Origin of the sequence: uncultured Winogradskyella sp. (genome assembly GCF_937958655.1) — a bacterium.
Classification (GTDB): Bacteria; Bacteroidota; Bacteroidia; order Flavobacteriales; family Flavobacteriaceae; genus Winogradskyella.
Genome location: NZ_CALGNH010000013.1, coordinates 24,125 through 38,548, shown reverse-complemented (window position 1 = coordinate 38,548; position 14,424 = coordinate 24,125). Strand labels below are relative to the sequence as shown.

The following is a 14,424-nucleotide window of genomic DNA, read 5'->3' as shown; positions in this document are numbered from 1 at the left end:
CGATTATGTCAGCAACAGTAGATACACACGGTCACGACGATCACGACGTACATCATCATAAAGAAACTTTTGTAACTAAATACATATTTAGTCAAGATCATAAAATGATTGCTAAGCAGTACTTAATAACTGGTGTTTTAGTTATGGGTATTATTGGTATACTTATGTCTTTAATGATTCGTATGCAAATTGCTTGGCCAGAGCAAGCTAATATTGTATTTGAAGCCTTGTTAGGTAAGTGGGCACCAGACGGTGTGATGGATGCCGATATCTATTTGGCCTTAGTAACAATCCATGGTACTTTAATGGTGTTTTTTGTGCTAACAGCAGGGTTAAGTGGTACGTTTAGTAACCTTCTTATTCCATTACAAATTGGAGCACGAGATATGGCATCTGGTTTTTTAAATATGGTGTCTTATTGGTTATTCTTTTTGTCTTGTGTTGTAATGATTTCTTCGTTTTTTGTTGAGTTTGGACCAGCAGCAGCAGGATGGACAATCTACCCTCCATTATCTGCTTTGCCTATGGCTCAACCAGGATCGGGATCGGGTATGACCTTATGGTTGGTATCAATGGCTATATTTATTGCCTCATCCTTACTAGGATCATTAAACTATGTTGTTACCGTAATTAATCTACGTACAAAAGGTATGTCTATGACAAGAATGCCATTAACAATATGGGCCTTTTTTGTAACAGCTGTTATTGGTGTAATATCATTCCCAGTGCTATTATCAGCGGCATTATTACTTATTATGGATAGAAGTTTTGGAACTTCATTCTTTTTATCAGACATTTTTATTCAGGGAGAAGTTTTACACTATCAAGGTGGATCACCAGTATTATTTGAACACTTGTTTTGGTTCTTAGGTCACCCAGAAGTTTATATCGTATTATTACCAGCCTTAGGTATCACCTCAGAGGTTATAGCTACAAATTCTCGTAAACCTATTTTTGGATACCGTGCTATGGTGCTTTCAATTTTAGCCATTGCATTTTTATCAACTATAGTTTGGGGTCATCACATGTTTATTTCAGGAATGAACCCATTCTTAGGATCAGTATTTACATTTACAACATTGTTAATTGCTATTCCTTCAGCGGTTAAAGCGTTTAATTATATAACCACGTTGTGGAAAGGTAATCTACAAATGAATCCTGCGATGCTCTTTTCCATAGGATTAGTTTCTACCTTTATTACGGGTGGATTAACAGGTATAATTCTTGGCGATAGTGCCTTAGATATTAATGTACACGATACGTATTTTGTTGTGGCACACTTCCATTTAGTAATGGGAATATCAGCATTGTATGGTGTGTTTGCAGGTATTTATCACTGGTTTCCAAAAATGTTTGGTCGTATGATGAATAAAAACTTAGGCTATATTCATTTTTGGGTAACAGCAGTTTGTGCTTATGGTGTCTTCTTTCCAATGCACTTTATAGGTATGGCAGGTCTACCAAGGCGATACTATACAAATTCTAATTTTCCACTTTTTGATGATACTATAGATACACAATCTGTGATCACAATATTTGCATTATTAGCAGGTGCAGTACAGTTAGTATTCTTGTATAATTTTATTTACAGTATCTTTAAAGGCAAGAAAGCTGAGCAAAATCCTTGGAGATCTAATACTTTAGAGTGGACAACACCAGTAGAGCATATCCATGGTAATTGGCCAGGAGCTATTCCTCATGTTTACCGTTGGCCATACGATTATAGTAAACCAGGGCATGACGAAGATTTTGTACCTCAAAATGTTCCAATGAAAGAAGGTGAACAAGAACTCCACCATTAAATCTTTTTAAAAAAAGAGATCTTACAAAAGAATAGAAAAGACCTTTGGATAGCTGATAGTTTCCAAAGGTCTTTTTCTTTATATTTGTTTAGGCAGATTTTATTTAACTAGTTGTTATGGCTGTCATTCTTAACTGTTACGCTAAGCTTGTCTAAGCGTTGCTTTAGAATTTTTAATATATAATTTATAAAGATTCCTACTTTCTCAGGAACTAAAGATGAACGAAAATCTAAATCCATCCAACGATAACTTTAGCCCAGAAGAGCTAGATGTAGAAAAAAAGTTACGTCCGTTAACTTTTAACGACTTCACTGGACAAGATCAAGTATTAGAAAATTTATTAGTTTTTGTTCAAGCTGCAAATCTTAGAGATGAGGCATTAGATCACACACTCTTTCATGGCCCGCCAGGATTAGGTAAAACCACATTAGCACATATTCTAGCTAACGAACTTAGCGTAGGTATAAAAGTGACTTCTGGGCCAGTGTTAGATAAGCCAGGTGATTTAGCAGGTTTATTAACAAACTTAGACGATAGAGACGTACTATTTATTGATGAAATCCATCGGTTAAGTCCTATAGTAGAGGAATACCTATATTCTGCAATGGAGGACTATAAGATTGATATTATGATTGAATCTGGTCCAAATGCTAGAACGGTTCAAATAAATCTTAACCCTTTTACTTTAGTTGGCGCTACAACTCGGTCTGGTCTACTAACAGCGCCAATGCGTGCTCGTTTTGGTATTAGTAGTCGGTTACAATATTATAAAACAGATTTATTAACGACCATAGTACAACGTAGCGCATCAATATTAAACATGCCTATATCTATGGAAGCCGCTATTGAAATTGCAGGACGCAGTAGAGGCACGCCAAGAATAGCAAATGCTTTGTTAAGGCGAGTGAGAGATTTTGCTCAAATTAAAGGTAATGGTAAAATAGATATTGAAATTGCCAAATTTGCGCTAGAAGCCTTAAATGTAGATGCCCATGGATTAGATGAAATGGATAATAAAATATTAACCACAATAATCGATAAATTTAAGGGAGGACCGGTTGGTATTACCACTTTAGCAACAGCGGTTAGTGAAAGTGCCGAAACCATAGAAGAAGTTTATGAACCTTTTTTAATTCAGCAAGGTTTTATAATGCGAACACCGCGTGGACGAGAAGTCACAGAACAAGCTTATAAGCATTTGGGTAAAATAAAAGGTCCAATACAGGGAGGACTTTTTTAAAGCTCATCCTTAGCTTCCCAAAGGGAAAGAAATTCTATAATCTTTAAATTATGAGTAAGCGAAATGCAACCAGTCTGAGTTCTCTTTCCCTTGGGGAAAGAGCTAGAGAAAGGGCTTCACTCATCAAAACCGAAGCCAAACGTCTCGGTTTTTTGTCTTGCGGCATCAGTAAAGCTGAATTTTTAGAAGAAGAAGCACCAAGATTAGAAAAGTGGCTTAACCAAAATATGCACGGGGAAATGCGCTACATGGAAAACCACTTTGATAAACGCTTAGACCCAACCTTGCTAGTAGAAGACTCAAAAAGTGTGGTGTCCTTGTTGCTAAATTACTATCCAAGCCAAGAGCAAACGGCAAATAGCTATAAGCTGTCTAAATATGCCTACGGAACAGACTACCATTTTGTAATAAAAGACAAACTGAAACAATTACTCCAATTCATACAAGAGGAAATAGGTGAAGTCCACGGTCGTGCATTTGTAGATTCTGCTCCAGTATTGGATAAAGCTTGGGCAGCAAAATCAGGATTAGGTTGGGTAGGGAAGCATTCTAATTTATTAACGCAACAAGTTGGCTCGTTTTACTTTATAGCCGAATTGATTATCGATTTAGAATTAGCCTACGATACACCCGTAACGGATCACTGTGGCACATGTACCGCTTGTATAGATGCATGCCCAACCGAAGCTATAGTAGAGCCTTATGTGGTTGACGGCAGTAAGTGTATTTCGTATTTTACGATAGAACTTAAAAACAATATTCCAACAGAATTTAAAGGTAAATTTGATGATTGGATGTTCGGTTGTGACATTTGCCAAGACGTTTGCCCTTGGAATAGGTTTTCAAAATCACATAATGAACCACTCTTTAATCCACACCCTGATTTGTTATCCATGACCAAAAAAGATTGGGAGGAGATTACAGAAGACACCTTTAGAAAAGTGTTTAAAAAGTCAGCTGTTAAGCGGACTAAGTTTTCTGGGTTAAAGCGGAATATTGAGTTTTTAAATTCTTAGAACTAAAACAATCTTAATTTTCATAACCATAATCAATGTGTATCTTTGCGGTTCAATTCTACTGAGATATGAGTAAACAGAGCAAACGCATAGAAGCCTTAGTATACCACGCTAAGCCCACACCAGGAAAGATAAAAGTTGTACCTTCAAAAAAGTACGCATCTCAACGCGATCTATCTTTAGCCTATTCACCCGGTGTGGCTGAGCCTTGTTTAGAAATAGAAAAGGATGTGAATAACGTTTATAAATACACAGCTAAAGGAAATTTAGTTGCTGTAATTTCTAACGGTACAGCAGTTTTAGGATTAGGTAATATAGGACCAGAAGCTTCTAAGCCAGTGATGGAAGGTAAAGGTTTGTTATTTAAAATCTTTGCAGATATAGACGTTTTTGATATTGAAGTAAATACAGAAAATGTTGATGAATTTATAGAGACTGTAAAGAATATTGCTCCAACTTTCGGTGGTATCAATCTTGAAGACATTAAAGCACCAGAAGCGTTTGAAATTGAACAGCGCTTAAAAGAAGAGTTGGATATCCCTGTGATGCACGATGATCAGCATGGAACGGCAATTATTTCGGCAGCAGCGCTTATCAATGCTTTAGAACTGGCAGATAAAAATATTGAAGACGTAAAAATTGTGGTTAGTGGTGCCGGTGCGGCAGCAATTTCATGCACACGTTTGTATCAGGCATTTGGCGCTAAAAGCGAAAATATAGTAATGCTAGATAGTAAAGGCGTAATACGTAAGGATAGAGGTAATTTAACATCGCAGAAAGCAGAATTTGCTACAGATAGAAAAATAGATACCTTAGATGAAGCTATGGCTAATGCAGATGTATTTATAGGATTATCTATGGCAGACATTGTAACACCAGAGATGCTAAAGTTAATGGCAGCAAATCCTATTGTATTTGCTATGGCTAACCCAAACCCAGAAATAGACTATAAACTTGCCATAGATACTAGAGACGATATTATTATGGCTACAGGTCGTAGTGATTATCCTAATCAGGTAAATAACGTACTTGGATTTCCTTTTATTTTTAGAGGAGCTTTAGATGTAAGAGCCACTAAAATTAACGAAGCCATGAAAATGGCTGCCGTTAAGGCCTTGTCTAATTTAGCCAAAGAACCAGTGCCTGAACAAGTAAATATTGCCTATTCAGAAACCAAGCTAACGTTTGGTAGAGATTATATAATTCCAAAACCTTTTGATCCTAGGCTTATTGCTGAAGTACCTCCTGCAGTGGCAAAAGCGGCCATGGAAAGTGGTGTAGCAAGAGAACCTATAGAGGATTGGGAACGTTATAAAAATCAATTATTAGAACGATTAGGCTCAGATAATAAGCTAGTGCGGCTACTTTCTAATAAAGCAAAAATAAGCCCTAAGCGTGTGGTATTTGCTGAAGCAGATCAGTTAGATGTATTAAAGGCAGCACAAATTACATATGATGAGGGCATAGCAATACCCATTCTTCTAGGAAGAAAAGATACCATAGAGGTATTAAAAAAAGAGATTGAGTTTGATGCCAAGGTTGAAATTATCGATCCCAAATCTGATGAAGAGTTAGAGCGAAAAAATAAATATGCAGATGCCTATTGGAAAAGTAAAAAGCGGAAAGGGGTTACTCAGTATTTTGCCAGAAAAATTATGAGAGAGCGCGATTATTTTGCGGCTATGATGGTAAATGAAGGAGATGCAGATGCCTTAATTTCTGGTTATACCACAAGTTATCCTAAAGTGGTTAAGCCAATGTTAGAACTCATAGGAAAGGCCAAAGGTGTTACCAGAATTGCAACCACAAATATTATGATGACTCAAAGAGGACCTATGTTTTTAAGCGATACAGCAATAAACATAAATCCTAGTGCAGATGATTTGGCTAAAATTGCCTATATGACATCTAAGGTCGTTAAAATGTTAGGGATTCAACCTGTTATTGCAATGCTCTCGTATTCTAATTTTGGATCATCAGATAATCCAGAAGCAAAGAAAGTGAAAGAAGCCGTATCCTATTTGCATAATACCTATCCAGATATGACAGTTGATGGTGAATTACAAATAGATTTTGCACTAAATTCTAAAATGCTTCAAGATATTTTCCCGTTTTCTAAACTCGCAGGTAAACAAGTAAATACGCTTATCTTTCCAAGTTTGGGGTCAGCTAATATTACGTATAAGCTTTTAAAGGAGCTCAATAAAGCAGAATCAATAGGTCCAATAATGATAGGTTTAAATAAGCCTGTTCATATATTACAATTAGGGGCAAGTGTAGATGAAATTGTAAACATGGTAACTGTTGCGGTAGTGGATGCGCAAGAACGCAAAAAGCGTCAACAAAAAAAGTAAATCCTTAGTTATAAAGTCCATAACTAAATGTAAATAATTTTATTACATTTGGACTTCTAACTATCACTATTCATGATTACTCACATAGAGGGGAAACTTGTTGAAAAAAATCCTACAGATGTTGTTATAGATTGCAATGGTGTGGGCTATTTTATAAATATATCCTTACATACCTTTTCTCAAATCCCAGATAGAGAAAACCTTAGATTGTACACGTATTTACAAGTAAGAGAAGATGCTCATAGTTTATTTGGTTTTTCGTCTAAAGTAGAACGCGAAATTTTCAAATTACTAATTTCTGTTAGTGGTATAGGTGCCAATACGGCACGCACAATGCTATCATCCTTAACGCCAGAACAAATAAAAGATGGCATTGCTTCAGAAAACGTAGCATTAATCCAAAGTGTTAAAGGTATTGGAGCTAAAACAGCACAACGTGTTATCTTAGATCTAAAAGATAAAGTGTTAAAAGTTTATGGAATAGATGAACTTTCTTTAATACCAAACAATACTAACAAAGATGAGGCGTTATCTGCATTAGAAGTTTTAGGGTTTAATAAAAAACAGTCCGAAAAAGTTGTGGATGCTATAGTTAAATTTGAACCAGAAGCACAGGTTGAGCAAATTATTAAAGAAGCTCTCAAAAAGTTATAATGATATTGAATAAAACTAACTATAATCAAATTAAGTCTTTTAGTTGCTTATGCCTTTTGGTGTTGATTTTGCTAGTGTCCTTAAGCTCTAATGCTCAAGAAACCGAACAAATACAAGACTCTACTAAGACCATATTTGCATTTGGTAAATTAAAAATGCCAAACCCAAATAGTATTGTTTCAAAATATACGTATGACCCTATTTTAGATCGCTATGTCTACACAGAAAAAATAGGAAATTTTAATATCAATTATCCCTTAATACTAACACCTGACGAATTTCAGAAATTAGTTTTACAAGAAAAATTAAAAGACTATTACAAGCAAATGGCAGATGCTGCTGCCGGACAAAAAGAAGGCTCAGAAGAAGCTCAAAAGAATCTATTACCAGAATTCTATGTAAATTCAGATTTGTTCGAAACCATTTTTGGTGGTAATACCATTAGTGTTATTCCGAGTGGATATGCCGAGGTAGATTTAGGCGTGCTATTTTCTAGGCAAGATAACCCTTCATTTTCGCCAAGAAACAGAACCAATTTTACGTTTGATTTCGATCAGCGAATAGGTTTAAGTTTACTAGGTAAAGTTGGTACAAGATTACAAGTTACCGCAAATTATGACACTGAGGCTACGTTCGATTTTCAGCAACTCGTAAAGTTAGAATATACGCCAACGGAAGATGATATCGTAAGAAAGATCGAGGTTGGTAATGTTAATATGCCATTAAACAGTTCTTTAATTAACGGTGCGCAGAGTTTATTTGGTGTAAAGACTGAATTACAATTTGGTAAAACACGAGTAACAGCTGTATTTTCTGAGCAGCAATCACAGTCACGGTCTGTTACAGCACAAGGAGGAGGAACGTTAGAAGAGTTTGAGTTTTTTGCAAGGGATTACGACGAAAACAGGCATTATTTCTTAGCGCATTATTTTAGAGATACTTACGATAAAGCACTTTTACAATATCCATTTATAGATAATCAAGGTTTACAAATTACCAGAGTAGAAGTCTGGGTTACTAACAGAAACAATCAAACGGAAAATGTAAGAAATGTTGTGGCTTTTCAAGATCTTGGAGAGTCAGAACCCGTCAATATCGGATTAGATCCGCAACCTGCTGGCTTTGTTAATGTAGCTTCAGGAGCCTTGCCAGATAATGGTAATAACGAATTTGATCCAACAAATATAGGCGGTTCAGGTTCTTTATTAACAGATGCTGTTAGAAATATTACCAATGTAGAAGCTGGTGTGCAAGTACCAGTAAATGAGGGGTTTGATTTTGGAAAATTGGAAGCAGCTCGTAAACTTATTGAAGGCCAAGACTACGTATTACACTCCGAGTTAGGGTATATATCGCTTAACCAAAGGCTTCTTAATGATGAAGTATTAGCGGTTGCATTTCAATATACAAGAGGAGGAGAAGTTTTTCAGGTTGGTGAATTTGCCAATGATGGAGTAGATGCAACTCAAGTTAATAATGATGTTGAAAATGGTAACCAAGTTGTAAATAACCAAAGTTTAGTCTTAAAAATGCTAAAGAGTGCAGTAACCGCTGTAGATCAGCCAATTTGGGACTTAATGATGAAGAATATCTACGATACTGGTGCATTTCAACTAAGTCAGGAAGATTTTAGATTAAATATATTTTATACAGAGGCCTCACCAGTAAATTATATTCTACCTGTAGAAGGAACTCAATTTCCAACGTTTGATAACAATACACCTTTTGATAGTGATGACTCGGCTATTAATGAAACCCCTTTAATACGCTTATTTCATTTAGACCGACTTAATTTTAATAATGACCCACAAGAAGGTGGTGATGGCTTCTTCGACTATGTGCCTGGATTGACGGTACTTACACAAAATGGAAAGATAATTTTTACTAAAACTGAACCATTTGGACGTTATTTGTTTGATGTATTAGATGATGATAACAATCCAAGTAATAACGAAGTAGATTACGAGCAAGATACCTATCCCAATGAGAACCAAGAAAAATATGTATACGATTTATTATATAAATCAACCAAAATAGCCGCCTTAGACGAGGCAAAGAAAAACAAGTTTCAAATTAAAGGACGTTTTAAGAGCAGTGGTGGTGATGGAGGTATTCCTATAGGAGCATTTAATGTACCAAGAGGCTCTGTGAGAGTTACCGCAGGTGGTCGTGTTTTGGTAGAAGGTGTAGATTATACCGTTAATTATCAGCTAGGCCGAGTAGAAATATTAGACGAAGCCTTAAAAGCATCTAACACACCAATAGATGTTTCTGTAGAAAACAATGCTGTATTCGGACAGCAAACCAGACGATTTACAGGTTTAAATATAGAGCACCAGTTTAACGAAAATTTCGTACTGGGAGCAACGTTATTAAATCTTAATGAACGACCAATTACTCAAAAAGCAAACTTTAACTCAGAACCAATTAACAATACCATTTTTGGATTTAATGGTAATTATTCTACTGAGGTACCGTTTCTAACGCGTTTAGCAAATAAACTGCCAAATATAGATACGGATGTGCCTTCTAATTTATCGTTAAGAGGTGAGTTTGCGTATTTACTTCCAGGTGCACCTAATGGTACCGATTTTAATGGAGAAGCAACAGCATATATTGATGATTTTGAAGGAACACAAGGTTCTATAGATTTATTGAGTCCATTGTCTTGGTTTTTATCTAGTAGACCAACAGACTTAGATGGTGATGGTGTAGATGACCCAGAGTCTGCCGCAGGTATAGAAAATGGTTTTAACAGAGCCTTTTTAAATTGGTATACAATTGATCCCATCTTTTTTAGTAATCAAAGACCAGACGGGATTACGGAAGATGATATATCTAACTTATATACCAGACGTGTATTTATTGATGAAATTTTTCCAGAAATTGATATAGTACAAGGGCAAACCTCAGTTATAAATACTTTAGATTTAGCGTATTACCCAACCGAACGTGGGCCTTACAACTTTGATCCTATGGCTGCTAATAATATGCCTTTAGACCCTACTGAAAGCTGGGCAGGTATAACCAGACAGATTGCATCTACAGATTTTGAGCAAGCTAACGTTGAATATATTGAGTTTTGGGTACAAGATCCATTTTTAGATAACCCAAATAATCAAGGTGGAAAATTACTCATTAACCTTGGTAATATTTCTGAAGATGTCCTTAAGGATGGCAATAAACAATACGAAAATGGTTTGCCAGAAGATGGTGATGTTTCATTTCTAAATCCAACCGTTTTTGGTGGTGTTGTGCCACAAAACCAATCTTTAATATACACATTTGCTACTACAGGAGATGAAAGAGCGAACCAAGATGTTGGTTATGACGGTTATGACGATGCCGAAGAAATTGCTGCCTTTGGAGCCCAATTTGGAGAAGATCCATCCAACGACAACTATAATTATTATTTAAATACGGAAGGTAATATTTTTGAGCGTTATAAGCGTTATAATGGGCAGCAAGGGAATACGCCAGATGTGTTCACCGATACCAATAGAGGTGCAACAACCCAACCAGATGTAGAAGATATCAATAGAGACAACACCATGAATACTATTGATAGTTATTTTGAGTATGAGGTGGAAATGAATCCAAATAACCTTAATATTAATAACCCCCAGATTAACGATATAAAGCAGCGCACAGTCACCTTACCTAATGGCGACCAAAGGGATGTTACATGGTATCAATATCGGTTGCCAATAAATGAAGAAACAAGGCGTATAGGTGGTATTAGTGATATAAGATCTGTGCGTTTTGCACGTCTATTTTTAAAAGAATTTACTGAAGAAACGTTTTTACGTTTCGCTACTTTAGATTTAGTGCGTAGCGACTGGAGACGCTATACTTTAGATTTAGATAATAACCCTGCAAACAATAGTGCCGATGCAGAATTTAATGTAGCTATAATCGGAGAACAAGAAAATGGAGATCGCTATGTTATTCCGCCTGGAGTTAGACGAGAAGAACTAAATAACAATAATAATATTATAAGACAAAATGAGCAGTCTTTAGTATTGCAAGCCTGTGATTTAGAACGCCAAGATTCTAGAGGTGTATTTAAAAATATTAATGTAGATATGCGTCAGTATAAAAACTTGCGTATGTTCTTACATGCAGAAGCACAAGAAGGAGAAACACTTGAGCCAGGAGAGTTAGTGGCTTTTATTAGAATGGGTAATGACTTTACACAAAACTTTTATCAAATAGAAGTGCCATTGCAACCCTCAGATTTTGTAGATTCTAGTCTTCCGTTAGATCAGCGTATATGGCCAGAAGTCAATGAAATAAACATGTCATTAGAGGTGCTTCAACGCATTAAATCCGAAGGCATATCTAACCAAACACTTGCCGAGGAAGATCCAACATTTTACGATGTTATTAATGGAGAGTTAAATACAACTCCGGTATTAGAGTTTGCACCTTTACCAATTGGGCAGCAACGTGTTGCTATTAAGGGAAATCCTAATTTTGGTAATATTAGAGTCCTCATGGTAGGTGTTAAAAATTCTGGTATTGGTGGTAACGCTTGTGGTGAGGTTTGGTTTAATGAGTTACGTATGTCTGGTTTAGAAAATGAAGGAGGTTGGGCAGCCGTAGTGAGTATGGATTCAAACATCGCAGATTTTGCAGATATAAGTGCAACTGGCAGACGAAGTACTATAGGTTTTGGAGGTATAGACCAAGGGCCAAACGAGCGCAGCTTAGAGGATGTGCAACAATACGACGTTGTTACTAATGTACAATTAGGACAATTATTACCCAAAAAATGGGGTTTGCAAATTCCTTTTAATTACGCACAAAGTGAAGAATTAGTAACACCAAAGTTCGATCAGTTTTACAATGATCTAACCCTAGAGTCGCGCTTAGATGCCGCAGATACTGCCGAAGATGAAGAACGGATTAGAAACCAGTCCGAAGATTATACCAAGCGAAAAAGCATCAATTTTATTGGAGTACGCAAGCAAAAAACAGGTGAGGCTAAAAAGAACTTTTATGATGTAGAAAATTTAACCTTCAACTATTCCTACAATAAAGTAGAACACCGCGATTTTGAAATTGAAAATTCTTTAGACCAAAATATAAGAGCAGGGGTTAATTATAATTATGCGTTTGAACCTCTTAAGATAGAACCATTTAAAAAGAATGATTCCCTATTTACTGGCAAGTATTGGAAAATTTTAAAAGACTTCAATTTTAACCCAGTACCAACAAATTTTTCTGTAAATACAGATATAAACAGACAGTTTAGTAAACAACGATTTAGAGAAGTAGAACTTGGTGGTAATAATATTGGTATAGAAGAACTGTTTAGAAGAAATTACACCTTCGATTTTCAATATGCCATAAATTATAACCTTACGGATGCCTTAAGTCTTAATTTTACTGCAGCAAATTCTAACATTGTTAGAAACTATTTTATTGATAATCGTATTAATGGTAGGCAAGACCCATCATTAGACGTCTGGGATGGTTTCTTTGATTTAGGAGATCCAAATTTTCAAACCCAACAGATTCAGGTTAACTATGAACTGCCCTTATATAAAATACCAGCATTAAGTTTTTTAAGAACGACTTATGCTTACAATGGCTCGTTTCAATGGCAAAAAGGGTCTGATTTAAATGAAGGTTTGCAGCTCGAGGATCCTAATAATCCAGGTACCTTTAATTCTTTTAATTTAGGACATTCTATTCAGAATTCTAACACCCATAATATTAACTCAACGCTTAATATGGAAACCTTTTATAAGTCTATTGGCTTAGTTAGAAAAGGAAATCAGCGTGGCAGAGGACGATCTAGAGGAGCAACTCCGGCAAAGCGAGGGACAAATAGAGATTCTAAAACAGTTGCAGATAACGCTAAAAAACCAAATAAACTGAGTTCGGGTAAAAAAGCTTATAATACGTTGGTGGATATTATTACCATGGTTAAGCGTATACAATTTGGGTATACAGAAAATAATGGAACGTTTTTACCAGGATACTTACCAACTCCTGGTTTTGTAGGGACACTTCGACCAACTTTAGGTTATACGTTTGGTAGTCAGCGTGATATAAGAGATGTGGTGGCCAGAAATGGTTGGCTTACAACGTTTGGTCAGTTTAACCAACAATACACTGAAATTACTAACAAAGCATTAGACTATTCTGTAAATATTGAACCAATGAGAGATTTAAAAATCGATTTAATTGGTAATAGGACTTATGCTGAAAATCTTACAGAAAATTTTAGAGGATTAGACACTAACAATGATGGCCTTAGCGATGAGTATGATGACCTTGTAACAAATTCATTTGGTAATTTTAATATATCAACAGCCTTAGTAAAAACAGCATTTAGTAAAAGTGACGACACACAATCTGCTACGTTTGATGATTTTAGAGCAAATCGTTTAATTATAGCCAATAGGTTGGCCAGAGAATTCTACGGTAACACACCGTTTGGTACAGATGCAGAAGGCTTTCCAGAAGGTTTTGGTAAAAATAGCCAGCGTGTATTAATACCCGCTTTTTTATCGGCATATCAAGGTACAAATCCAGACAAGATCACTACAAGTGCATTTAGAGATATTCCAATACCAAACTGGACGTTAAAGTATACCGGTTTAATGAAAATTCCGTGGTTTAAGAAAACCTTTAGACGTTTTTCTATACAACACGGATACAGATCTCGATATACTATAAATCAGTTTAGAACTAATTTAGATTTTGAAGACTATAATCTAGATGCTGCGTTTAACTCACCAGAAAATGCGGATGCTTTAGACCAAGCTGAAAATATTAAAGCGAGAACAATCTTTAGCAATATTAATTTAGAAGAACAGTTTAGCCCTCTAATTCGATTAGAATTTGAGATGAAGAATTCAATTAAAGTACTAGCCGAAATCCAAAAAGATAGATTATTATCACTCAGTTTTGATAATAATTTAATGACCGAAATACAAGGGCAAGAGTACACACTGGGATTAGGGTACCGTATAAAGGATTTAAGAATACGTTCTGCACTTGCAGGCGCAAAACAGGTGATTAAGAGCGATTTAAATATGCGAGCAGATATCTCCGTAAGAGATAATAAAACCATTATAAGGTATTTAGACTTAGAAAATAATCAAATAACGGCTGGTCAGACTATTTGGGGCCTAAAGTATACTGCAGATTATGCATTTAGTAAAAACTTAACCGCTATTTTCTACTTTGATTACACGTTTTCAGATTTTGCAATATCTACCTCTTTTCCTCAAACTTCTTTAAGATCTGGGATAACGTTAAGGTATAATTTCGGAAATTAAATTCATAATAATTTTTGAATACCATCAATTAAAAATTTACTTTTGTTTAATTAAAGTTTATAT

6 protein-coding genes are annotated in these 14,424 nt (G+C 35.6%); all 6 read left to right on the top strand.

Features of this window, described 5'->3' with window-relative positions; all coding sequences use genetic code 11:
• Positions 1–5 precede the first annotated feature (5 nt).
• On the top strand, positions 6–1,802 hold the full coding sequence (locus tag Q0800_RS02715; RefSeq protein WP_299127405.1) for a cbb3-type cytochrome c oxidase subunit I: 1,797 nt from the start codon (positions 6–8) through the stop codon (positions 1,800–1,802).
• Between the two features lie 217 nt (positions 1,803–2,019).
• Positions 2,020–3,042, top strand: coding sequence for a Holliday junction branch migration DNA helicase RuvB (gene ruvB / locus Q0800_RS02710; RefSeq protein ID WP_299127404.1), 1,023 nt, complete (start codon positions 2,020–2,022; stop codon positions 3,040–3,042).
• A 50-nt stretch (positions 3,043–3,092) separates the two neighbouring features.
• Positions 3,093–4,058 carry a tRNA epoxyqueuosine(34) reductase QueG gene (queG, locus tag Q0800_RS02705; RefSeq protein ID WP_299127402.1) on the top strand — a complete coding sequence of 322 codons (966 nt, stop codon included), beginning with the start codon at positions 3,093–3,095 and terminating at the stop codon, positions 4,056–4,058.
• Positions 4,059–4,126: 68 nt separating this feature from the next.
• Entirely contained in the window at positions 4,127–6,412 is a 2,286-nt protein-coding gene (locus Q0800_RS02700) for an NADP-dependent malic enzyme (RefSeq protein WP_299127400.1), read from the top strand.
• Between the two features lie 72 nt (positions 6,413–6,484).
• Complete coding sequence (gene ruvA / locus Q0800_RS02695; RefSeq protein ID WP_299127398.1) at positions 6,485–7,066, top strand: Holliday junction branch migration protein RuvA; 582 nt, start codon at positions 6,485–6,487, stop codon at positions 7,064–7,066.
• Complete coding sequence (gene sprA / locus Q0800_RS02690) at positions 7,066–14,361, top strand: cell surface protein SprA (protein ID WP_299127397.1); 7,296 nt, start codon at positions 7,066–7,068, stop codon at positions 14,359–14,361. Before ruvA ends, sprA begins: the two co-directional genes overlap by 1 nt.
• Positions 14,362–14,424: the final 63 nt, after the last annotated feature.

Excerpts from the sequence above, each read along its gene's own strand:
- ruvA (WP_299127398.1), top strand. The coding sequence starts at position 6,485 with ATGATTACTCACATAGAGGGGAAACTTGTTGAAAAAAATCCTACAGAT.
- sprA (WP_299127397.1), top strand. The coding sequence starts at position 7,066 with ATGATATTGAATAAAACTAACTATAATCAAATTAAGTCTTTTAGTTGC.
- queG (WP_299127402.1), top strand. The coding sequence starts at position 3,093 with ATGAGTAAGCGAAATGCAACCAGTCTGAGTTCTCTTTCCCTTGGGGAA.
- ruvB (WP_299127404.1), top strand. The coding sequence starts at position 2,020 with ATGAACGAAAATCTAAATCCATCCAACGATAACTTTAGCCCAGAAGAG.
- Q0800_RS02700 (WP_299127400.1), top strand. The coding sequence starts at position 4,127 with ATGAGTAAACAGAGCAAACGCATAGAAGCCTTAGTATACCACGCTAAG.
- Q0800_RS02715 (WP_299127405.1), top strand. The coding sequence starts at position 6 with ATGTCAGCAACAGTAGATACACACGGTCACGACGATCACGACGTACAT.